21 protein-coding genes are annotated in these 20,870 nt (G+C 61.2%); 14 read left to right on the forward strand and 7 right to left on the reverse strand.

Features of this window, described 5'->3' with window-relative positions; all coding sequences use genetic code 11:
* Positions 1 to 80 precede the first annotated feature (80 nt).
* Positions 81 to 308, forward strand: a complete 228-nt coding sequence (locus tag B9Q17_RS04990) for a hypothetical protein (RefSeq protein ID WP_094624546.1) — start codon at positions 81 to 83, stop codon at positions 306 to 308.
* Positions 309 to 311: 3 nt separating this feature from the next.
* Here the strand turns inward: B9Q17_RS04990 and B9Q17_RS04995 are convergent, their stop codons facing one another.
* Positions 312 to 1,412 (reverse strand): hypothetical protein, encoded by a 1,101-nt coding sequence (locus B9Q17_RS04995; protein WP_094624362.1) that lies wholly within the window; start codon positions 1,410 to 1,412, stop codon positions 312 to 314.
* A gap of 101 nt (positions 1,413 to 1,513) precedes the next feature.
* Here B9Q17_RS04995 and B9Q17_RS05000 point away from each other — a divergent pair, with 101 nt between their 5' ends.
* The 3 genes from B9Q17_RS05000 to B9Q17_RS05010 are packed head-to-tail and all read left to right on the forward strand — an operon-like array spanning position 1,514 to position 6,038.
* Positions 1,514 to 5,059, forward strand: a complete 3,546-nt coding sequence (locus tag B9Q17_RS05000) for a response regulator (RefSeq protein WP_244177316.1) — start codon at positions 1,514 to 1,516, stop codon at positions 5,057 to 5,059.
* Positions 5,052 to 5,597, forward strand: coding sequence for a hypothetical protein (locus B9Q17_RS05005; protein ID WP_022990480.1), 546 nt, complete (start codon positions 5,052 to 5,054; stop codon positions 5,595 to 5,597). The genes B9Q17_RS05000 and B9Q17_RS05005 overlap by 8 nt, the downstream gene beginning before the upstream one ends.
* A gap of 27 nt (positions 5,598 to 5,624) precedes the next feature.
* A complete protein-coding gene (locus B9Q17_RS05010; RefSeq protein WP_094624364.1) occupies positions 5,625 to 6,038 on the forward strand; it encodes a response regulator in 414 nt (137 codons plus the stop codon).
* 20 nt (positions 6,039 to 6,058) lie between these two features.
* Here the strand turns inward: B9Q17_RS05010 and B9Q17_RS05015 are convergent, their stop codons facing one another.
* Positions 6,059 to 6,331: a hypothetical protein gene (locus B9Q17_RS05015; protein ID WP_036220218.1), complete on the reverse strand. Its 273-nt coding sequence runs from the start codon at positions 6,329 to 6,331 to the stop codon at positions 6,059 to 6,061.
* 546 nt (positions 6,332 to 6,877) lie between these two features.
* Here B9Q17_RS05015 and B9Q17_RS05020 point away from each other — a divergent pair.
* Positions 6,878 to 7,114, forward strand: coding sequence for a hypothetical protein (locus B9Q17_RS05020; RefSeq protein ID WP_036220219.1), 237 nt, complete (start codon positions 6,878 to 6,880; stop codon positions 7,112 to 7,114).
* Here the strand turns inward: B9Q17_RS05020 and B9Q17_RS05025 are convergent.
* Positions 7,083 to 7,595 carry a 3'-5' exonuclease gene (locus B9Q17_RS05025; RefSeq protein ID WP_094624547.1) on the reverse strand — a complete coding sequence of 171 codons (513 nt, stop codon included), beginning with the start codon at positions 7,593 to 7,595 and terminating at the stop codon, positions 7,083 to 7,085. The genes B9Q17_RS05020 and B9Q17_RS05025 overlap by 32 nt on opposite strands.
* A 149-nt stretch (positions 7,596 to 7,744) precedes the next feature.
* Between B9Q17_RS05025 and queC the strand changes: the two genes are divergently transcribed.
* Positions 7,745 to 8,410: a 7-cyano-7-deazaguanine synthase QueC gene (queC, locus tag B9Q17_RS05030; RefSeq protein ID WP_094624365.1), complete on the forward strand. Its 666-nt coding sequence runs from the start codon at positions 7,745 to 7,747 to the stop codon at positions 8,408 to 8,410.
* Positions 8,410 to 9,066 (forward strand): 7-carboxy-7-deazaguanine synthase, encoded by a 657-nt coding sequence (gene queE / locus B9Q17_RS05035; RefSeq protein WP_094624366.1) that lies wholly within the window; start codon positions 8,410 to 8,412, stop codon positions 9,064 to 9,066. Before queC ends, queE begins: the two co-directional genes overlap by 1 nt.
* A 1-nt stretch (position 9,067) precedes the next feature.
* On the opposite strand, the gene B9Q17_RS05040 is transcribed toward queE, so the two are convergent.
* The 4 genes from B9Q17_RS05040 to B9Q17_RS05055 all read right to left on the reverse strand — a co-directional run bounded on the left by B9Q17_RS05040 (position 9,068) and on the right by B9Q17_RS05055 (position 13,937).
* Positions 9,068 to 10,111, reverse strand: coding sequence for an AraC family transcriptional regulator (locus B9Q17_RS05040; RefSeq protein WP_094624367.1), 1,044 nt, complete (start codon positions 10,109 to 10,111; stop codon positions 9,068 to 9,070).
* Positions 10,112 to 10,247: 136 nt separating this feature from the next.
* Positions 10,248 to 11,135, reverse strand: coding sequence for an alpha/beta fold hydrolase (locus B9Q17_RS05045; RefSeq protein ID WP_094624368.1), 888 nt, complete (start codon positions 11,133 to 11,135; stop codon positions 10,248 to 10,250).
* A 93-nt stretch (positions 11,136 to 11,228) separates the two neighbouring features.
* Positions 11,229 to 12,989, reverse strand: coding sequence for an ExeM/NucH family extracellular endonuclease (locus B9Q17_RS05050; protein WP_094624369.1), 1,761 nt, complete (start codon positions 12,987 to 12,989; stop codon positions 11,229 to 11,231).
* A gap of 9 nt (positions 12,990 to 12,998) precedes the next feature.
* Positions 12,999 to 13,937 (reverse strand): helix-turn-helix transcriptional regulator, encoded by a 939-nt coding sequence (locus tag B9Q17_RS05055; RefSeq protein WP_474539699.1) that lies wholly within the window; start codon positions 13,935 to 13,937, stop codon positions 12,999 to 13,001.
* A gap of 204 nt (positions 13,938 to 14,141) precedes the next feature.
* Between B9Q17_RS05055 and B9Q17_RS05060 the strand changes: the two genes are divergently transcribed.
* From B9Q17_RS05060 to B9Q17_RS05090, 7 genes are all read left to right on the forward strand, one after another.
* On the forward strand, positions 14,142 to 15,425 hold the full coding sequence (locus B9Q17_RS05060) for an MFS transporter (protein ID WP_058342247.1): 1,284 nt from the start codon (positions 14,142 to 14,144) through the stop codon (positions 15,423 to 15,425).
* Positions 15,426 to 15,596: 171 nt separating this feature from the next.
* On the forward strand, positions 15,597 to 16,022 hold the full coding sequence (locus B9Q17_RS05065) for a MarR family transcriptional regulator (protein ID WP_058342248.1): 426 nt from the start codon (positions 15,597 to 15,599) through the stop codon (positions 16,020 to 16,022).
* 3 nt (positions 16,023 to 16,025) lie between these two features.
* Complete coding sequence (locus B9Q17_RS05070; RefSeq protein WP_094624370.1) at positions 16,026 to 17,417, forward strand: DHA2 family efflux MFS transporter permease subunit; 1,392 nt, start codon at positions 16,026 to 16,028, stop codon at positions 17,415 to 17,417.
* A 37-nt stretch (positions 17,418 to 17,454) separates the two neighbouring features.
* Positions 17,455 to 18,024, forward strand: a complete 570-nt coding sequence (locus B9Q17_RS05075; RefSeq protein WP_094624371.1) for a TMEM165/GDT1 family protein — start codon at positions 17,455 to 17,457, stop codon at positions 18,022 to 18,024.
* Positions 18,025 to 18,076: 52 nt separating this feature from the next.
* Positions 18,077 to 19,132 carry a L,D-transpeptidase family protein gene (locus B9Q17_RS05080; RefSeq protein ID WP_094624549.1) on the forward strand — a complete coding sequence of 352 codons (1,056 nt, stop codon included), beginning with the start codon at positions 18,077 to 18,079 and terminating at the stop codon, positions 19,130 to 19,132.
* A gap of 74 nt (positions 19,133 to 19,206) precedes the next feature.
* Positions 19,207 to 19,371 (forward strand): SDR family oxidoreductase, encoded by a 165-nt coding sequence (locus tag B9Q17_RS05085; RefSeq protein WP_244177317.1) that lies wholly within the window; start codon positions 19,207 to 19,209, stop codon positions 19,369 to 19,371.
* A 21-nt stretch (positions 19,372 to 19,392) separates the two neighbouring features.
* Positions 19,393 to 20,850: an NfeD family protein gene (locus tag B9Q17_RS05090; RefSeq protein ID WP_094624372.1), complete on the forward strand. Its 1,458-nt coding sequence runs from the start codon at positions 19,393 to 19,395 to the stop codon at positions 20,848 to 20,850.
* Positions 20,851 to 20,870: the final 20 nt, after the last annotated feature.

Consider the following 20,870-nt stretch of genomic DNA (forward strand, 5'->3'; position numbering starts at 1 on the left):
TGTCGGACAGTCCGGCACACTTTTTCACGCAAGACTTTCAGGATGTGGAAGTTACCAAAGACTCAATGGATGAGACCCCTATGCCAAAATCAAGGCTATCCCCGCTCGAACCCCGCCGTGTGCAACTGGACTATCACGAGAGCATGCGCTCCCAGGTCCAGCAACAGCTGTGCAACGAAGTAGAGCGGCTTGAACGCCGTATCGAAACCCTGCGCATGACCAAGGCCCCCCACGCTGCCCTGATGATTTCTACCTATGAACGCATGATCAGCCGCAAGAAGGGTTTTTTGCAGAACTGGGATTTGTAGCCGTTACTGCCGGTTGGCGGCCGATTCAGCACTCCAGAACGTTATGGCCTGGTCTTCCGGCTGGTAGGTACAGTTGTTCTCGTTCGGTACCCTGGGAATATCTTCTTCGGTCGGGTAGTCGACCGGATCCGCTTGTGGGTCCGGAACTCTTGCCGGCTCGTTATTGGAAGTGTACAGGCGTACCTCGCTCATGGCGTAGTTCAGCTCAACCCGGATGCAGTCCGGACTGGGGTCGGCGTCGGCACTCTGATAGCTGCTCAGGTCGAGTATCTGCTGGTCCGGGCTTTTGATGTACAGGGTGTCTTTCTGCGCCTCTGCTGCAAACTCCTGCCTTAACTCAATGCCGCCGTAGCTCCGGCTGACATAATCGACGGTGGCAAACTCCGGCTGGTTGTAACCAAGGTTACTGAATTCATTGGCGTTGAAACGGCTGCCGGACAGCAGGCTGAGCAGCTGCGGTTGCTGCTCGCGCTCCGTTTCCTCAACGTTGCGGGCGACATATTGAATCACCCGGTAAACCTTGCCATCGAGGTTTTCCGCGGGCGGCTGATAACGCCAGTCCAGGGTCTGGTAAAACCACTGGCGATTGTTGAGCGCTTCCTGATTGGCCACGGCATCCTGGTCGGTAAACCGGATGATGGCGCCGGCGCTGCGGGTGTTGTAATTACCGGCTTCGCCCGAGGCGATTCGCTCGCGGATATAGCGCCTGCCTTCATCAAAGTTATCCACACGGCCCACGCTGATTACCTGGTTCATCAGGTCGAGCGGGTTTCGAGCCCGGGTATAGGCCTTGCCATCGTCTGTCGGTTGCGCGCCGATAAACTGGTCGATGTGACGCCGGATGCTTTCGACAAGCTCCTGGTTCCCGGCCGTATCGTCGTTTCCGGCCGGCTCAATGCCCGGATAAAAATCACTGAAACGGGTGAAGCTCAGAGTGTCCGGGGCCTGTTCGGTGTCGGCCAGCTCAAAGGTGCGGAAGGTCAGGTCGACATCATCGGCCGGGTTGAAGGCGGAGGAGTCATCGCTGCCACCACTCTCCACACGGCATCCGCTCAGGGTCAGCAACGCCAGTGATATGGCAACAAAAAGGCAGGAATGTCTCATTTCAGAAGGCCCCGGGGTGCGAAATTCGTTGTGAAAGGCTAAAGTGAGCTGTGCTGACAATAAACGATAAAGCACGCAGCTACCCGCGCGGAGATCACATTTTGCAGCAACGGTTCGCCCAGGCCGGGATTCCGGTGCTGGTTCTGTTTCTTGTACTGGCAGCCCTTATTCTGCCGGCCCCGGCCATGGCCCAGGATGCCTGCCGCAGTGGCGAAGTCCGGCTTGACCGGAACACCGGTGCCATCCGTGACCTGGGCGGATGCTTGCGGTACCTGGAAGATCCGGACCAGAGCCTGTCGATCGATCATCTCAGAAACCTTGAGGCCGACGCCTTCACCCAGCATGAAGCCGGCGTGCTCAACTTCGGCTACACCGGGTCTGCTTACTGGACCCGCTTTGACCTGAGTACCCATGCCCTGCAGGGCGAGACCGACTGGATACTGGAGCTGGCGCTACCGCTGGTGGACAGCGTCGAGTTGTTTCTTGAGCGGGATGGCATGCTGGTAGATCAGCGCCAGGCCGGCTACCAGGACAACTGGGAAGACCGCGACCTGGCCGTGCCCAACCCCACTTTCCGGCTGAAGCTGCCTCCTGACAGCCGCACGCGGGTATTCCTGCGCATCACCAATACCAACACCTTCCGCCTGCCCATCACCCTCTGGCACCCGAACGAATACATCGAGAAAGTTTCTATTGATGAAGCGGTGCGCGGGGTTCTGCTCGGTGCCATCCTGGCGATCCTGGCCTACAACCTGTTTGTGGCGGTGTCGGTGCGCGAACGCAGCAACATCTACTATGTGCTCTACCTGGTGGGTGCGGCGGTGTTTATTTCTACCGAGCAGGTCCACGGGGTGCAGTTGCTGGATGAACGGCCAGCCTTGCTGAACAAGGATTACCTGCACTACCAGATCATCCTGACCTGGTTCTTTGGCCTGCTGATGGCCCGCTCCCTGCTGGAAACCCGTGAGCGTTCACCAGACCTCGACCAGGTACTGCGGCTGTGCCTGTATTCGGTGGTGCTCACCTTTGGCCTGTCCATCTTTATGCCCTATTCGGTGGCGATGGAATGGATCGTGCTGGATTCGATCCTGCTCAGTATTATCCTGATCGTGGTCAGTTACCTGTCCTGGCGTTACTACAACCCGGCCGCCCGGGCCTATTTCTACGCCTGGACCATGGCGCTGATCGGCTTTGGTATCTATGCCCTGACGGTGATGGGCTACCTGCCGCTGAATACCTTTACCACCTACGCCCCGCAGTTCGGGCTGACTGCCCAGATCATCCTGTTCTCCTTTGCCCTGGCCGACCGCATCAAGCAGGTGCAGGGTGAAGCCATGGCCTGGAACCGCCGGGCCCTGGCCAACCTTGGGCGTTACCAGTCGCTGTTCAACAACGCCATCGAAGGCGTGTTCCAGATGTCACCGGAGCGGAAATTTGTGACCGCCAACCCGGCCATGGCAGAGCTTCTGGGTTACAACAGCAGCCGTGAACTGCTGGGTGAAAATCCGGACGTGCTGGAAACCTGCATAGCCGATGAGCGCCTGCGGCGGCTGGTGGTGGAGCAGCTGGAAGCACGGGGCACGGTTAAAGGCATCGAAGCCCGGTATTTTACCCGTGAGGGCGAGGAGCGCTGGGCGACCATCTCCTTGCACACCGCCTACGATGCCGAGGGCATGCCAGTGCACCTGGAAGGCACCTGCATCGATGCCACCGAAAGCCACCAGCGCCAGCAGATCGAACGTGAACGGGAACAGGAACGGCTGGAGAAAGAGCTGGCCCGCAACTCCGCCAAGGCCAAGAGCCAGTTCCTGGCCAACATGAGCCATGAAATCCGGACGCCGCTGGCGGCGATCATCGGTTACGGCGAAACCCTGCTGGACCCGGACCTGGACGACCGGGAAAAGCGCAGCAGCGCTGAAACCGTGGTACGCAGTGGCCGGCACCTGCTGGAGCTGGTGAACGATATCCTGGACCACTCCAAGATCGACGCCAACAAGCTGGACGTGGATGTGGTGCCGGTGAACCTGCCGGAGTTGCTGGATGAAGTCCGCGCGTTCTTCGAGCCACGGGCCCGGGAGAAAGGCCTGGATTTCCGCATTGTCTGCGAGTATCCGCTGCCGGAGCAGATCTGCACGGACCCCACCCGATACCGGCAAATTATCATCAACCTGTGTGCAAATGCGCTGAAATTCACGGAAAGTGGCTCGATTTCCCTGGTCATCCGCTGTGACCGCGAGGCCGAAACCCTGATTGCCCGGGTGGTCGATACCGGTATCGGCATGAAGCCGGAGCAGCTGGAGCGGTTGTTTGATCCGTTCGCCCAGGGCAGCACCGCCATTTCCCGCCAGTACGGTGGCACCGGGCTGGGGCTGAGTATTTCCCGCCGGCTGGCGGAGCTGCTGGGAGGGGATATCCGGGTAACCAGTACCTACGGCGAGGGCAGCGAATTCGAGGTTTCCATCAGCACCGGCAGCCTGCAGCAGGTGCACTTCCTGCGGGATGCCTCGGAATTCAGCCAGCGTCGCCGGGCTATTGCCATGGTGCTGGCACCGAGGTTGTCAGGCCGTATCCTGTGTGCCGAAGACAACGAAGTGAACCGGCGGCTGGTATCCCTGCTGGTGGCCCGTACCGGCGCCGAGCTGGTGCATGTGGCTAACGGTGCCGAAGCCCTGGAACGGGTAAGGCGCGAAGACTTCGACCTGATCCTGATGGATATCCAGATGCCGGTCATGAACGGCCGGGATGCCACCCAGGCGATTCGTGAAGCAGGTATCAATACGCCCATTATTGCCCTTACGGCTAATGTTATGGCCGAGGATATTGCGGAATATCGGATGGCCGGCTGTAACGAGCACCTGGCCAAGCCGATCGACAAGCAGCGGTTCTACGAGATGCTGGCCCGCTACCTGACCCACTGCCCGGAGCCGGTTACTGCTACGGACAGGAGCTATTCCGGCCGGGTTCTGGTGGCCGAAGACAACGAGGACAACCGCCGGCTGGTGGAGCGCATGCTCCGGCGCCTGGGCCTGGACCCGGTTCTGGTGGCCTCGGGGGATGAAGCCGTGCGCCGCGCACTGTCGGATACCGTGCACCTGGTGTTGATGGATCGCCACATGCCGGGAATGGACGGCGTGGAAGCTACCCGCCTGCTTCGCCAGGCCGGATTCCGCCGGCCCCTGATAGCCTTCACCGCAGGTGACCAGGCCGAGAACGAAGCCCTGCTGGCAGCCGGCTGTGATGGCGTGCTCAACAAGCCCATCGACCAGAGCCACCTGCAGGCCCTGCTGGATCGCTATCTGGGAGCGCAGACCGTGGACAGCTCAGGCCTTGATGATGACCTGGCGCACCTTGTTTCCCGCTTCCTGTCAGGCCTTGCGGAGCGCCAGCGCCGTATGAAGCTGGCCCTGGACGACCGGAATGTTGACGTGCTGCGCACCGAGAGCCACCAGATCAAGGGTACGGCCGGTGCCATGGGCTACCCGATGATGACGGAACAGGCGGGCAGGCTGGAGCAGTGCCTGCGACAGAGTGAATACGACTGGCCGGAAATCGCACAACGGCTGGAACAACTGAACCATATGATTGACCAGGCTCTGAAGGCACTGGTTTCAACCACCGGTACCCGACAGGAACAGACCCATGAGTGACCAGAATCGCCCCCAGGAACACAATTCACTGAGCATGATGTACGGCACCTACGCAGACGTGCTGTTTGTGCTGTTTCCGTTTCTTGTCATTGCCATGCAGCGGCTGTGGAATGGCAATGTCTATGAAACCCTGATGCGGGCGGACCTGAGCATTGCCGCGACCATCATGGCAGGCCTGGCCATCGGCAAGTTTGTGCTGGGGCTGGTGACCAACCGCGATCTGGGCCGGTACAAGGAGCGCATTGTCTTTTTCATTGCCCTGACCTTGTTTGTGGTGCTGGGGCCGTCCATCATTCTGATGTTGAGTATCGTGGGCAATACCGAAGTCCCGGGGTTTGTGGCCTTTGTGCAGCCGGTGCTGCTGATTGTGGCCATTTCGTTGTACACAACGGCGGTCAGCATCAGCAATATACTGGTGCGGGAAGGGGCCGGAGCCGGCGAGGGTGCCGACAGCCGGCCAGCCGGCGAGCGGGAACAGGGCCGGCCGGGCCCGGCACCGCTGGAGCTGCCGCGCAAAACCGGCAATGACTCATTCTGAGTAACGGGACACAACAGGAGAGAATGGATGACGGATCTGAGAGTACTGGTGGTTGAAGACGAGCCGGTCATGCGCGAGCGGCTGGTACAGCTGCTGTACAAGGCGGGCGCAACGCTGGTGATGGAATGCAGTGATGCGGCTTCGGCCAGGGCAGCGTTCGACGCCAGTGAATACCAGATCATTCTGCTGGACCTGGGGCTGCCGGACGGCAACGGCCACGAGTTGATGACCCGCTTCAAGGAGGTTCGCAAGGAGCAGCACATCGTGCTGGTAACGGCGGATGATTCGATTGAGAGTATCCAGCGGGCAATCAGTGCCGGCGCCAACGGCTACGTGGTCAAGCCCTATTCCCAGGAAAAAATTCACGATGTGGTGAGTAACTACGCCATGGTCCACGGTGGCAACATGGCGCAGATGCAGGGGCTGAACCGGCACCACTGACCGGTCCAGCCTGCGTTGGCTCAGGCCACCTGGCGGGCAATCCAGGAGTTGTAACGGGTGGCCAGTGCACGCACATAGCGGGCCTCGGCGCCGTCCAGGTTGCTCAGCACGCCCTTGAAAATCCAGCCACGCTCGTACAGACCCAGCACCCGCTGCTCGTCATCCAGGTTGACGCGCTGATTCAGTTTCTTGCAAATCGCATCCAGCAGCGGCAGCTTTTCCGGACGTTTGATCGGTGCCTGCCGGTTGGTCATTGGCTGGTTGGCTGCCCGTGTAGTCGGATGTCTTCTCATGATCTTCTCCTTGTCGTTTTGCGGCTGCAAAAACAGAAAACCCCGGGGCCTGAGGCAACCGGGGTCTGGCAGAGAAGCTGCCCCGGTCGCTGCAATGGCTCCCGGGACTGACCGAAAGCCGTTAGATGTCTTTCACCATGGCGCGCACGGATTGCCCTGCTTGGCAACCGGCGGTGGTAATAACGGTGTACTTGGTAATCATTCTGGACCTATCGGCTCTGTGATTTCGGTTCGGTATCAGTGTATCGGCAATTGGCCGGTTTGCAATAGCCTCCGCCATTCGGCAAACCCGTACAGACGCCGTGGGCTCTCGGGGCCATAATTTGTTCCGTCACGTGTTTTTACGTTGTGCAATCCTCGATGCCTCCGTATCAGGTATCGGATGGATCTCTCCTTTCTACGCAGCCCCATGGGCTGCGTTTTTTTTCGCCTTCGGAAACTTCGTAGCCACTAGTCCCTACAGCCAATTCCGGCCGGATTGGCGATAATTTGCACACCAATCAAGTGGTACACTTAAACCGAATACAGAGGTTGAAACCGAAGAAAATGCCCGAAGACCCTGCCCCCGCCCGCAACAAGTTCCGTTCTGATTTTATCGTTGAAATCGCACTGCTCGCCGCCGTTGCCGTTTACCTGGTGATCGCCCAGGGGCAGTCTGTGGGAGACAACCTGAGCTTCACCGTTGTGGGCGCCAGCCTGATGGCCCTGGCCACTTACTGGACCCTGCATACAGCCCGGGATGGCCTGGAAGTTATTGCACTGAGGCTTCGCCCCGGCAAGTAAGTTTTTGCCAGGTGTGGTGCAGGATCAGGGCGTCGTTGGCGGCCCGGTGAACCGGCAGGCCCAGTTCGGCAATCACCTGCTGGCGCACGCCGGACCAGTGCCGGACCTGGGTCTGGTCGAGCAGCATGGAGATGGACTCCAGCTGGAAGGCCGGTGTTTCTCCGGCGGCCCGGTACAGGCGATGCAGCCAGAAGCTGTCGAAGGTCCAGGCATCACAGAACACCTGCCCTGACAGCAACCCGTTCAGCTGTTCGACAACCTCGGCTACCGGCCGGCCGTCCTGCTCCAGCCGGCTGCGGGTGATACCGTGAATGGCCTCGGCACTGTCGGACCAGTCCTGCCATTGCCTGTTGGGGCGGATCAGCCAGCTGTGCAGGGTGCCGTCAGGCAGGCACAGGCCAACCTCGATCGGGTAACTGGCGATCAGGTCAAGGCTGGAGGCCTCGAAGTCGATAAACGCTGGGCAGGAATCCGGTTGCATCAGGTGTCGGTTCTGGTTCATTGTCGTTTTCTCCCGAGTTTACCGCCGATCCTGAGTTGACGCGAACCCAACCGGTGTTTGCGCTGTTACAATACCGCTCAGCTTTGAACGCCCTGTGACACACCCCCTGCTATTGTGGTGAGATTCCCATGACTGACACTGTTGTCGTTATTTATTCCGGAGGCATGGACTCGTTTACCCTGCTCCACCTGGCCCGTTCCCGGGGTCTGAAGGTCCATGCGCTGTCGTTCAATTACGGCCAGCGCCATGTACGGGAGCTGGAGGCGGCGCGCGCCGTGTGCCAGGCCGAGGGTATTCCCCACAAGGTGATTGATATCCGCGCCATGAGCGAGGTGATGGCCGGTTCTTCCCTGACCTCTGACGCCGAGGTGCCGGAAGGGCACTATGAAGAAGACTCCATGAAGTCCACTGTGGTGCCCAACCGCAACATGATTCTGCTGTCCCTGGCCACCGGCTACGCGGTAACCGTGGGCGCGGGGGCTGTCTGGTATGGCGCCCACGGCGGCGATCACGCCATCTATCCGGACTGCCGGCCCGAATTTGTGGAGAAAATGGACGCTGTATGCCGCATCGCCAATTACGAGCCGGTGGGTATCGAAGCGCCGTTCATGGCCATGGACAAGGGCGAAATCCTGGCTGAAGGCCTGAAGCTTGGCCTGGATTACAGCCAGACCTGGACCTGCTACAACGGCCGGGATAAAGCCTGCGGCCGTTGCGGCTCCTGTGTCGAGCGGCTGGAAGCGTTCGCCGCCCACGGCCTGGACGATCCGCTGGCCTACGAGGGCAATGCCTGATGTACCGGGTGAAAGAAGCCTTTTACACCTTGCAGGGCGAGGGCGCCCAGGCGGGCCGGGCGGCGGTGTTCTGCCGGTTCAGCAAATGCAATCTGTGGAATGGCCGGGAGCAGGACCGAGCGACGGCGGTGTGCAATTTCTGCGATACCGACTTTGTTGGTACCGATGGCCAGAACGGCGGCCGCTTTGAAACCGCCGAGGCGCTGGCGGCCCATATCCGCAGCCTGTGGCCGGATGCCCCTGGCAGACCCTACGTGGTGTGCACCGGGGGCGAACCGTTGTTGCAGCTGGATGAGCCGCTGATTGCAGCCTTCCATGCCGAGGGCTTCGAAGTGGGGGTGGAAACCAATGGCACCCTGCCGGCGCCGGACGGTATCGACTGGCTGTGTGTGAGCCCCAAGGCGGACGCCGAGGTGGTGATAACCGAGTGTGATGAACTGAAGCTGGTCTTTCCTCAACCGCTGGCCCCCCCGGAGCGCTTTCTGGGCATCCGGGCCCGGCATTACTTTTTGTCTCCGATGGCTTCGCCCTCGGTGCCGGACCAGGGCAATGATCCGGTCAAACAGAGCAATACCCGCAAGGCGACCGATTACTGCCTGGCCCATCCGCAATGGCGCCTGACCCTGCAGATGCACAAGATTCTGGGCATCGACTGACTCAGGCGGTTTTCCGGAAACCGGTTTCCCGGGCACGGAAGTGGCTCGGGCTCAGGCCGGTCCAGCGTTTGAAGGCACGGGTAAAGTTGGCGGCATCGGCGTAGCCCAGGGCATCGGCAATCTGGCTCAGGTTCATGCCCGTGGTGCCGAGCAAGTCCTGTGCCCGCTCCAGCCGAACCTGGTCGACCAGGTTCTGGAAACTGGCGTCTTCTTCCTGCAGCCGGCGCTTGAGCGTCCGTTCCGAGACAAACAGGGTACTGGCCACCCGGGCCAGTTTCGGCGGGAACGGATGGCTGGTTTCGATCACCCTGCGCACCCGGCAGGCAAAGCCGGCGTCTTCCGTGAGTTGTTTCAGCGCTTCTTCACACTGTTCCCGCGAGCTCTCTGCCAGCTGTTCATTGCTGAACCGGACCGGCTGTGCAAGCTGGCTGACGGGAATTACCAGGGCATCCTCATGGGCGCCATACTCTACCGGCACGCCCACCACGCGACGGAATCGGTGGAAATGATTCGGCTCCGGGCCGCGCCGGAGAATCCGGGTACCGGGCACCGCAGCCCCGGTCAGCTGGGCTCCCATGGATACGCAGCCGTACAGCACAGCATCCAGCACAAAGCCCTGCAGCGGCCCCAGTTCGACATCACAGGACACGGTGTAACGGGCGTTCTGGCCACTCAGGTGCTTTTCCACTTTCAGGTGCGGTGCCCGCAGTGTCAGATAACGGGTCATCAGCTCCAGCGCTTCTTCCAGGGTACGGCTGCTCATCACCGCAGTACCCAGGGCTCCGTGCAGGGGCAACCGGAGTTCCCTCGCCAGCATGATGCCCAGGCCAGGTTCGCCGCTTTCGATGATCGCCCGGGTAACAAATTCACTGGCCTGGGCCTGGCTGACCCGGAGATCGGTGGAGTTCAGGCGGGCCGGGTCCAGGCCGACCCGGAGGATCAGATCCCGCTCGTCGACGCCAATGGTGCGGAGCAGCTCGGCCAGGGTATGCAGGTAGATGGCCGGCATACCCAGGTCCTGTGCGGTAGAAACGGAGGCGCGCATGGGTTTCCTCGTCAGTGTCTGTTGTTGTTATGCAAGGGAGTCAGTCACAGATTATGGCCTTTTGCCGTGCCCGACCCCATGACTCCAGTGACGGGTCAACGGGCCGGAGAGGCCAATTGCCGGTATGCCGGTCCTGTCACTGACTGTGCCGGCGAATAAAGTCTTCCAGTACCCGGGCCGAGCGGCCGGGTTTCTCCAGCATGGGCAGGTGGCCCACGCCCCGGAATACGTGTACTTCGGCATGGGGCGTGGCGGTTCCGAACCAGTCCACGCAGCGGGTGGGCGTGATAACGTCTTTGTCGCCCCATTGCACCTGCAGCGGCGGGGTTCCGGTTCCCAGATAGCGGGCCGGTGCCAGCTGGTCTGCCAGCATGTCGTTGAAAATATGGCGCAGGGAATCCCGGCGCTGCAGCAGGTCTGGCCCCAGCAGGCCGGTCATGGCCAGGCCCCGCAGGGTCGGTTTGCCGTCGCCGACGCTGTTGAACATTCGGTAGACCCCGCTCCAGTCCCGGGGAATGAGGATGGCATCCCGGTCGGTTTTGAACGGTGCGTTGAGGTCGGCATCCGGCTGTTCCGGTATGCCGGCACTGTTCAGCAGGGTGACGGTACGCGGTGGCCGGTCGAGCGTGTGCGCCATCACCGAGGCAATGGCGCCGCCCATGGAACTGCCGGCAATGTGCAGGTTGTCGGTGGCATAGCCTGACAGCCATTGTCCGAGCCGCCGGGCCTGGCTTTCATAGCGATAACAGGCGTCTGGCCGGTACTGGCTTTCTCCCAGGCCGGGCACATCCGGCACCAGCAGGTGCCAGTCTGCGGGTAGCATCTGCATCCACAGGGCCCAGTTTTCTTTCATGGCGGCAAAGCCGTGAATCAGCACCAGGGTCGGTTTGCCCGGTGTCGGCCGGCCCCGCTCCAGAAACACCAGCCGGTGTCCGTCGACCAGGGCCTCCTTGCGGCGGGCGCGCAGTAACCAGCGCTGGCCGGTGCGGGCGGCAGGCCACAGATTGGGGGCAGGAATTCTCATGGGGACAACCTCGTAACAACAAACCGGCTCCCAGTGTAACGGGCTGTGGCCGGGGAGCTATTGCCGGGTTGCCTGTGCTGGCGGTCGGTCGGGTCAGTTATTGCCCAGATGGATGTCGGTGATCACCGGATTGTGGTCCGAGGCCCGCCACGGCTGAGGGCCTGACAGGGCGGAGCGCTGGTTGTAGGCAAGTGCCCGGGCTTCATCGGCATTGATGTTCCAGGTTTGCGCGTGGCGGACCCGGGGCTGCAAGTGCCTGTCGGCCAGGCTGTAATCGAGCGAGCCTTTCTCACCCCGGTAACGATAGCTGTGGTAGGCGCAAGCCTCCGGCCCGCAGGGGTAAAAGCGATGTACCTGGCTATGGTATCCGGCCTGTCGGAATCTCTGAACCGGTGTTTCCATGGCATAGCTGTTGAGGTCGCCGGTAATCAGGGTGCCGGTGAATCGGGCGGGAGCGGGCAAGGAATCCAGCCAGCGGATCAGCGCCCCGGCTTCTTCGCTGCGGCGATGGCTGTAGCAGCCCTGACCGTCTTGCCGGTCAGTATCCTGGCCGGAGGCTTTTCGGCAGGATTTGGATTTCAGGTGCGGCACCACTACCTGTAAAGCAGCGCCACCGGCTGCGGGGCGAAACGCCTGTGCCAGCGGCGGCCGGCCCTGGTGCCGGAACGTACCGGAGCGCAGCCGGTGCGGCTGACCGGCCGGTACAACCCGGTCTGTGCGGTACAGCAGTGCGGTACGAATGGCATCGGAGCCGTCCTGCCCCGGGGTCCTGATGAATGCCCATGGTTCTCCGAGCGTCTCTGCCAGTTGCGTGATAGCGCTGTCCGGGCCGTAACCGTCGTTTTCCAGCTCACTGACCGCCAGGATGTCCGGTTTGGCCTGCAGGATGGCACTGCGCAGCCGCAACGCCTGTACATCCAGTTGCTGAAGGGATTCGGCACCTCTGGGTGTCGGGAAGCCGTTGCCCCGGCCATTGCCGTTAAAGAAGTTCTGCAGGTTCAGGGCCATGACCCGGACGTGGTCCCGGGCCGGAGCCGGTGGTGCGTCTGGGCGGGGATTGTTGCGCTGGAACCGGGGCATCACGGACGGTTGCAGGCGCCACTGGCTGAACCGGAAATCCAGAACGCCTTCAAGCCGGGTTACCCGGTCGCCGGCGCGCAGGGGTACATCGCCGGCAAGGTTGTTCAGCCAGGGCACGGGGTTGGGCTGGCGCTGGCTTTTGCCGTCGTCCAGAAGTACCCGGTGGAGTTGGTTACGTTTGCTTTGGGCAGCGGCTTTGGGGCCCGGGGGCAGGTATTCGGTGGGCGTAACCTGATCGGAACTGGCCAGGGTGAGTTCGCCATAGCGGGCCAGGTTGTAGTGGTCGATGATGGTCAGGGGCTGGCTGAACCTCACGCGCATGTTTTCCAGGTGTTCCGGTGCCTCGGGCCAGGGCAGGCTGACCTCAACGGGTTCCGGGAGTGGCGCGGTACCGCAGACCTTAAGATTCCGCACAGCCACCAGCTCGGTCAGCCCGTGGAACTCCTTGACGGTGCCGGTCACCCGCAGCCGTTGCCCGGGCTTGCCGGTTTTTTTGCGGGTGTAGATAAACAGGGCTTCGGAGGTGGCGGGGTTGTTATCGGTTTCGTGGTCGGCCTGTTGCAGGTAAAAACCGTTGAAGCCTCCGGGTTCCCGGGCGTCCCGGGTAACTATGCCTTCTACAGTAACGGTTTGTCCGGCCAGGGGAGAGCGGGTGCCATCAGACTGGATGCGATGGATGGGGGTTGCCGGATCGCCACAGGAGGCCGCCGCCGCTGCAGGAAGCAGGGCGGCGAGGATCAGGCTGATAAGGGGTATTCGTTCTGGCTTGGTCACCGGGCCAGTCTAGCAGAGACCGGCAACCGCTTTGAGTGCCCGTTCCCGTTTGCTGCCAAAACCGAGTTGGTCGGGATTGGCCAGTTCCACCTGTTGCACCAGCGGGTCCGGGTGCAGGTTATCCAGCGTAATGCCCATGCGTGCCAGCACATAGGGTGCCAGGGCGGCGCGGGTTTCAAGGTGCAGCCTGCCCTGTTCCATGCCGTAGTCATTGGCAATGATCTGCTGCTGGGCTTCGGTCAGCCGCTGGTCGGGGGTAATTTCCAGGCTTACCATGCGCTGCCAGTCGTCATCCTGGCCGGCGGTTTGCCGGGCTTTCTGGCGCAGGGCTTCCGGGTGCCCCTGGAAACGGCTCAGGGCAAAGTCCCGGAACTCGCGGTTGGCATGGCACCAGGCGCGAACGTGCCAGTTATTGCCGGTACACACCAGGGTATGGGGTTCCAGCAGGCTTTCAGCGGCTTCTGGGCGGCTCAGGGAAATATAGCTGGCGCGCAGCTGGCGGCGGTAACGGGTTGCGGTTACCACCGCACGCATGGTTTCCGGCGCAACGTGGCGGCAGGGCTCCACGACCACGGTGTTGCCGGGCAGGCCCAGATCCAGCTCTGAGAAGGTGGCCCCGAGCCTTTGCTGGCGGGCCAGCAGGTCATGGTATTCGCTGACCTGGCCATGGGTGACCACCGGTTTGAAATCCCGGGCGGGGACATAGCCTTTAAGGTGCCGGTCGTAGACCAGGTTGCCCGGTGCCAGCTCCCGCAGGTAGGTATTGATGTCTTTGGAAGCCTGCTGCCGGCCGATTCCGAAACTGTGGCAGATGTGGTTGGTGGTCAGCCGACCTTCCCACAGTGCGATGGTTTCGATGAGTCGATAGCGAAGCAGCAGATCCCAGCGAATGGGCCAGTCCGTTTTCTTCATAACCAGGCGCTCACGATCCAGTAATTTGCGTGGCATTCATGTTACCCGCTCCCGTCACCGGGGTGTGTTACGGCCCATTAATGTAAAACATTGTCAAACGGGGCGCCAGCAGCGCCTTCGGTTTCGGCAAGTGCCTAGTGGTGCCGGCCTGGTGTGGCTGGTTAAATACCTGTCTGCAGCAACTTTTAAGGCTGCTATCTTTTATTGATTCCAATCCAGATTTCCCAGCCGGAGTTGCCGATGACCCGAATGGTCGTTTCTTTGTCTGCCTTGATCATGAGCATTGTGCTCCTGGTCAGCGGCAACGCCTTCCTTATGACTCTGCTGGGTATCCGGCTGAGTATCGAGCAGGTGTCTCCGGACGTGATCGGCTGGGTACTGGTGTGCTATTCCATCGGCTTTGTGCTGGGCACATTGTATGTGCACAAGATTATTGGCCGGGTCGGCCATATCCGTGCGTTTGCGGTGTTTGCGGCGATGGCTGCGGTGGCCGCACTGTTGTATCCGATGGCGGTATCCACCCTGTTCTGGGCGGTGTTGCGGGTATTGTCCGGTTTCAGCGTGGCCGGCGTTCTGGTGGTGATCGAAAGCTGGTTCTCCAGCCGCGCCACCAACAGTAATCGCGGCGCCATGTTTGCCGTGTACCAGATTGTGTTCTACCTGTCCGCCGCCGGCGGCCAGCTGATCGTGAATGTGGGTGACCCGGCCAACTTCCTGCCGTTTTCACTGGCCGCTATTTTACTGGCCCTGGCCCTGATTCCGCTGTCCCTGACCCGTATGGAAGCGCCGGTGATCGAGCAAACTGCCCGGATGTCGGTGTTCAAGCTGGCCCGGGAATCTTTCTCCGGGGTTGCCGGGGCGCTGGTCAGCGGGGTGCTGATAGGTGGCTTCTATGCCCTCGGGCCGGTCTACGCCACGCTGGTGGGGCTGGATGTGGCGAAAACGTCCACCTTTATGGCCAGTGCCATTGTTGCCGCCATGCTGCTGGCCTGGCCGCTGGGCCGGGTGTGCGACCGCTTTGACCGTCGTCGCGTGATGTTCTGGGTGGCCCTGGCGGCTGCCAGTTCGGCGGGCGGTGTGGCGGTGCTGGGCGCCGGCAACCTGGCCTTGCTGACCCTGTTGGTGGGGCTGTTTACCGGGCTGTCTGCCACCCTGTACCCGATTGCTGTGGCTATTGCCAACGACCGTATGGACAGCAACCGTATCGTGGCTGCCAGTGCCACCCTGCTGCTGAGCTATGGCATTGGCAGTGTCATCGGGCCCATCGCCATGGCCGAGCTGATCAACCAGCTGGGGCCGTCGGGCCTGTTCTACGGCAATGCCGGTTTCCTGTTGGTCCTGGCTGTAATCACCAGCTACCGCATTACTCACACCGAGGATGTTCCGGTCGAGGATCAGGAGCACTTTGTGCCCGCCATGCCGGAGGCTTCGCCGGTACTGGCCGAGCTGGATCCGCGGAACGAGGATTTCCACGAATCTCCGGAAGTGGAAGAGATGCAGGAAGAGTTGCGCCAGGCTGGCTGACGCAACTTGCTGAAACTTTCGGTTATCACCGATTATATTTTCACTTCGGTATCTGTATTTAAATCAACGATTAGCATACTATTGGTGAATATTCAGCAATAGTAAGTTTTCGTCAGTTCTTGCCCGGGCGTGGTTTGCCCCGGAGCAGATCAGCCTCAGGAGTAGATTGTCATGAGAGAACAGTTCCCCTTTGCCGTTGCCCGGGTTACCCGCCGCTGGCGTAAAATGCTTGATGAACGCCTGAAAGACCTCGGTGTTACCCAGGCCCGCTGGAGCACCATGTTCTACCTGCAGGAAGGTGGCGAAGGCCTGACCCAGCGCGAACTGGCGAGCCTCATGGCCATCGAGAACCCGACCCTGGTGCGCCTGCTCGACAGCCTGGAACAGCAGAGCCTGATTGAGCGCCGCCCTTGCCCGAACGACCGCCGGGCCCGTCGCCTGCACCTGACCAAGGCCGGTGTGGACTTTATGGAAGAGCTGACCCAGAGAGCCTCCGACCTTCGGGAGGAGATGCTTGAAGGGATTTCCGACAAGGATCTCGAGTGCACCCTGAAGGTGTTCCACAAGATCATGGAAAACGCTGAAAAGCAGAAGTAACCCTTGGCGGATAATTCGGTCGAGGGCCTGAAGGCTCGATACGGCGACCGCTGGCGCTGGCTGGCGGTCATCACGGTTGTGATGGGTACCATGGCCACGGTGCTCAGCGCCACAGTGGTCAACGTTGCCCTGCACGACATCATGATGGAGTTCGGAATCCGTCAGGGGCAGGTGCACTGGCTGGCGACCGGCTTTATCGCCGCCATGACCACCACCATGCTGGCTTCCACCTGGTTGCTGGATCGGTTCGGTGTGCGGCTCACCCTGGCCTGTGCCATGGCCATGTTCACCGTCATTTCGGTGATCGGTGGCTTTGCCGAAACTCCCGGCCAGCTGATCGCCGCGCGGGTGGGCCAGGGCGCGATGGCGGGCCTGATGCAGCCAATGGGCATGTTCCTGGTGTTCCGTATCTTCCCGCCTGAACAGCGTGGCCAGGCCATGGGTATCTATGGCATGGGTGTGATCCTGGCTCCCGCCCTGGGCCCGGTACTGGGCGGTTTTCTGGTGGACCAGTTCAACTGGCGCTATGTAATGTACGCCCCGGCCCCGGTAACCCTGCTCGGGGTGTGGATGGCCTGGCGTTTTCTGCCATTACCCCGCTCCCGGCCGGCCAATTATCCCTTCGATTTTCTCGGCCTGGCATTGCTGGGCAGCCTGATCGCGCTGACCCTGGACACCCTGACCCGCCTGCAGGAACTGACAGGCCAGGAAGTCCGGGTGCTGGTTCAGGGCATGGTCGCGGTTGCCCTGCTGGCGGCATTCCTGTTCCGTGCCCGCACGGCCCGTTATCCTCTGATAAAACTGGACTTGCTGCGCCGTCCGGTATTCCTGTTTGCCACCCTGGGTGCCATGGCACTGGGCCTGGCGCTGTTTGGCTCTACATACCTGATTCCGCTGTTTGTACAGACCACGCTCGGCTTCTCCGCAACCGAGGCTGGCCTGCTGATGTTGCCGGCCGGTATCGTGCTGGGCATGACCTTCCCGCTGGCCGGGCGGCTGGCTGACCGGCGCAGTGCCCGCAGCCTGGTGTTGTTTGGTATTGTAGTGTTTGCCCTGTCGGCGGTGCTGTTTGCGGTCACCGGGCACCTGGTGGGCTTTGGCTGGCTGGCATTCTGGGCCATTCTGGGCCGGATCGGCATCGGCTTCATGCTGCCGGCGCTGTCTACCGGGGCGATGAATCCCCTGCCGCCGGAGCTGATGGGGGCGGGTTCCAGCACCATCAACTTTGCCCGGCAACTGGGCGGCGCGTTGGGTGTTAACATCGTGGCGCTGACCATCGAATTCGGGGAGCATCAGGGTGGGCTTCCTACCTTTTCCGCGTTCCAGTCGGCCTGGTGGCTGGTAGCAGTATTCGTAGCGGTAGCCGCCATCCCGGTCTGGAAGATGCGCAGCTGAGTTTTCATATAAATTTACCCACCGGAGGCCTTTCTGAATGGATGCTTTTCTCGCATCGACCCTTGCCGTAGCCATTGCCGAGATTGGTGACAAAACCCAGCTGTTGTCGCTGTTCCTGGTTGCCCGCTACGCCACCCGTACCCCGATCATCCTGGGCATCCTGGTTGCTACGGTGCTTAACCATGCGCTGTCCGCGTGGATTGGCGCCTGGGTGGCGGCACAGATTCCGGCAGCCTGGCTACCCTGGATTCTTGCCGTGAGCTTTATTGCCATTGCCCTGTGGCTGCTGGTGCCGGATAAAGACGACAGCGACGACTCGAAGTTTCTGGGCATGGGGGCCTTCATGGCCACCACCATCATGTTCTTCCTGGCCGAAATCGGTGACAAAACCCAGATCGCCACGGTGGTACTGGCGGCAAGGTATACCGAGACATTCTGGGTTATTATCGGAACCACCGTTGGTATGCTGATTGCCAATGTACCGGTTATTCTGGCAGGTCGCTGGCTGATGGAGCGCCTGCCCCTGGCCACCGCGCGGATCAGCGCCAGTATTCTGTTTGTGGCGCTGGCGGCGGTTACCATTTGGACAACCTTGATGAACTCCTGACGCCTTCGCCGGTCTTCTGGTGTGGCAGGATTTTGAACAGGAAACAAAGATGATGCAGTTGAAGTACCGTTTCTCGTGGCTGCTGGTGCTGTTGCTTGCCAGCCTTGGCATGCAGGCCAGTGCCCAGCCTGCGCCGGAACCCGGGCCCGGGGAGCAGGAAGATGCAATGGAAGAAATCGACCGGTCTCCGCGGGTGCCAACCTTTCCCCTGAACGGTGACCTGGCGGGGGAGCTGCAGGTATTCACCACCGCCTATGAAGACACCTTTGCCGGCATTGGTAACGAACTGGCGCTGGGCTACCTGGAACTGGTTAAAGCCAATCCCGGCGTGGATCCCTGGCTACCGGGGGACGGCTCGGTAATTACCCTGCCCCGTATGTATGTGCTGCCGGATGTGCCGCGCAAGGGCATCGTGATCAACCTGGCCGAATACCGTCTTTACTACTTTGCGGAAGATGGCGTGCAGGTGTATCCGGTAGGCGTGGGTACCGAGGAAAATCCCTCACCGCTGACCAACGCCGAAGTGACCATGCCGCTGGAGTCTCCGGCCTGGTATCCGCCGGCCAGTATCCGGGCCGAGTACGAAGCCTCCGGCGATTTCCTGCCCCGGATGATTCCCCCGGGCCCGGGTAATCCGCTGGGTTCCCATGCCCTGTTGTTGAGTGAGAAAGGCTACCTGATTCACGGCACCAACAAGCAGTTCGGTGTCGGCATGGCGGTCAGCCATGGCTGCTTTCGCATGTACAACGAGGATATCTCCCGCTTTGTCTACCAGGTGGAGAAAGGCACTCCGGTGCGGGTGATCCGTGAATCGGTGAAGGTCGGCCTGTCGGGTGGCGAGGTCTGGCTGGAAGTGCACCGGCCCCGGGAAGATTACACCGCCGAGGATCGCGACAAGCTCTGGCAGCAGGTGTTCGAAAAAGTCGAAACCTTTGTTGAGGAACATCCGGACGTGCAGGTTCGGCGACAGTCTATAGAGATTGCCGTAGACCAGGCCGATGGCATTCCCACCATGATTGGCGAAAAGCTCACGCAGATGGCCGCTGAGAAGAGCGCCGAACCGCCACAAGAACAAAAAACCGACCCCGGACAGACGCTGTACTTCTGATAGCGTGGCGGGATCGAACAAGGCCCCTTCTCACCCTGTACCCGGGATACATTCGCACGGAGATCAACGAAAAGGTGAAGAACACACCGTTTATTGTGGATGCACAGACCGGGTGCCGTGCTATGGTGAAAGCCATAGAAGCCGGAAAGGCCGAGCACTTTGTGCCGACCTGGCCCTGGGCACCGCTGGGTTTCATTATCAGGCGCTTGCCGGAGGCCGTTCTGGCGCGCATGTTCTGACCATCCCGACCGGAGGGCATGATGCACGCACCGCCATTCCAGAGTCGATCCAGCCACCGGAGGGCAACCTTCTGGGGGCTGGTGTTCCTGGCCGGAGCCCTGCTGTTACTGGTCAGCCTGTCATGGCAGGTACTGGCCCAGCAGGAACGGCGCGGAACTGCCCTGGTGCTGACCGTGGAAGGTGCCATTGGCCCCGCCACCATGGATTACGTAACCCGGGGTCTTCGCCGGGCCGAGCAGGATAATGCCGGGCTGGTCATCCTGGAGCTGGACACCCCGGGTGGCCTGATGGACTCCATGCGGGAGATCATCAAGGCCATCCTTGCCTCCGGCGTGCCCGTTGCCACCTACGTTTCGCCCCAGGGCGCCCGCGCAGCCAGCGCCGGCACCTATATCCTCTACGGCAGCCACATCGCGGCCATGGCGCCCGCCACCAACCTGGGCTCTGCCACGCCGGTACAGATGGGCGGCCTGCCCGGCTCTCCGGAACCAGAATCTCCTTCCCCTGCAGACGATGCACCTGAAGACGCCGGCGAAACCGAAGACACCAGCGCTGAACCGGAAAAACGCCGTGGTGACACCGCTATGGAACGCAAGGTGTTGGAGGATGCCGTCAGCTATATCCGTGGCCTGGCCGAGCGCCACGGCCGCAACGGTGACTGGGCGGAAGAGGCTGTGCGCGAGGCGGTAAACCTGGGGTCCAGTGAGGCGCTTGAGCTCAACGTGATCGATGTGGTGGCTCCGGACCTGGCAGCCCTGTTGTCCGCCGTTGACGGTCGCACCGTGCAGATGGCCTCTGGCCCGCGCACCCTTGAAACCGCCGGGCTGCAACTGGTTCGGGCCGAGCCGGACTGGCGCACCCGCCTGTTGTCGGTGATCACCGATCCCAACGTGGCCTACTTCCTGATGATCATCGGCTTCTACGGCATTATTTTTGAGTTGGCTAACCCGGGGGCCGTGGTGCCGGGCGTGATCGGCGCCATCAGCCTGGTGCTGGCACTGTTTGCCTTCCAGGTACTGTCGGTGAATTACGCCGGCCTGGCGCTGATTATGCTGGGGTTGGCATTCATTGTGGGGGAAGCCTTTGTGCCCAGCTTCGGGATACTGGGTATTGGCGGCATTGTCGCCTTTGTGACCGGTTCGGTGATCCTGATGGATGGCAGCCACCGGCAGATTTCCCTGCCCACCATTGGCGGAACAGCGGTGGTGGCTGGCGGCTTTATGCTGTGGACAGTCACCCGCTTTATCGGCCTGCGGCGCCGGCACCCGGTTAGCGGCAGCGAGCAGATTGTCCATGAACATGGCCTGGCGCTGGACGATTTCAAGCCGGAGCATGACCAGTTCCTTGGCCATGTGCGGGTCAGTGGCGAGCGCTGGAATGCCCGCAGCGATTCGGCCATTACGGACGGCATGGAAGTCAGGGTAACCGGCATCGACGGGCTGACCCTGCAGGTAGAGCCCGGGTCTGACGCAAGGTAGAACAATCACAGGCAATACAA

The sequence above is a fragment of the Marinobacter vinifirmus genome (genome assembly GCF_002258215.1).
GTDB classification, from domain to species: domain Bacteria; phylum Pseudomonadota; class Gammaproteobacteria; order Pseudomonadales; family Oleiphilaceae; genus Marinobacter; species Marinobacter vinifirmus.

What these genes read in the sequence shown, in the direction of transcription:
- B9Q17_RS05040 (WP_094624367.1), bottom strand. Translation starts at nt 10,111, where the DNA reads ATGCGCGCCTCCGTTTCTACCGCACAGGACCTGGGTATGCCGGCCATC.
- B9Q17_RS05065 (WP_058342248.1), top strand. Translation starts at nt 15,597, where the DNA reads ATGAGAGAACAGTTCCCCTTTGCCGTTGCCCGGGTTACCCGCCGCTGG.
- B9Q17_RS05055 (WP_474539699.1), bottom strand. Translation starts at nt 13,937, where the DNA reads ATGCCACGCAAATTACTGGATCGTGAGCGCCTGGTTATGAAGAAAACG.
- B9Q17_RS05020 (WP_036220219.1), top strand. Translation starts at nt 6,878, where the DNA reads ATGCCCGAAGACCCTGCCCCCGCCCGCAACAAGTTCCGTTCTGATTTT.
- B9Q17_RS05025 (WP_094624547.1), bottom strand. Translation starts at nt 7,595, where the DNA reads ATGCAACCGGATTCCTGCCCAGCGTTTATCGACTTCGAGGCCTCCAGC.
- B9Q17_RS05075 (WP_094624371.1), top strand. Translation starts at nt 17,455, where the DNA reads ATGGATGCTTTTCTCGCATCGACCCTTGCCGTAGCCATTGCCGAGATT.
- B9Q17_RS05045 (WP_094624368.1), bottom strand. Translation starts at nt 11,135, where the DNA reads ATGAGAATTCCTGCCCCCAATCTGTGGCCTGCCGCCCGCACCGGCCAG.
- B9Q17_RS05015 (WP_036220218.1), bottom strand. Translation starts at nt 6,331, where the DNA reads ATGAGAAGACATCCGACTACACGGGCAGCCAACCAGCCAATGACCAAC.
- B9Q17_RS05060 (WP_058342247.1), top strand. Translation starts at nt 14,142, where the DNA reads ATGACCCGAATGGTCGTTTCTTTGTCTGCCTTGATCATGAGCATTGTG.
- B9Q17_RS05090 (WP_094624372.1), top strand. Translation starts at nt 19,393, where the DNA reads ATGCACGCACCGCCATTCCAGAGTCGATCCAGCCACCGGAGGGCAACC.
- B9Q17_RS05010 (WP_094624364.1), top strand. Translation starts at nt 5,625, where the DNA reads ATGACGGATCTGAGAGTACTGGTGGTTGAAGACGAGCCGGTCATGCGC.
- B9Q17_RS05080 (WP_094624549.1), top strand. Translation starts at nt 18,077, where the DNA reads ATGCAGTTGAAGTACCGTTTCTCGTGGCTGCTGGTGCTGTTGCTTGCC.
- queC (WP_094624365.1), top strand. Translation starts at nt 7,745, where the DNA reads ATGACTGACACTGTTGTCGTTATTTATTCCGGAGGCATGGACTCGTTT.
- queE (WP_094624366.1), top strand. Translation starts at nt 8,410, where the DNA reads ATGTACCGGGTGAAAGAAGCCTTTTACACCTTGCAGGGCGAGGGCGCC.
- B9Q17_RS05005 (WP_022990480.1), top strand. Translation starts at nt 5,052, where the DNA reads ATGAGTGACCAGAATCGCCCCCAGGAACACAATTCACTGAGCATGATG.
- B9Q17_RS04990 (WP_094624546.1), top strand. Translation starts at nt 81, where the DNA reads ATGCCAAAATCAAGGCTATCCCCGCTCGAACCCCGCCGTGTGCAACTG.
- B9Q17_RS04995 (WP_094624362.1), bottom strand. Translation starts at nt 1,412, where the DNA reads ATGAGACATTCCTGCCTTTTTGTTGCCATATCACTGGCGTTGCTGACC.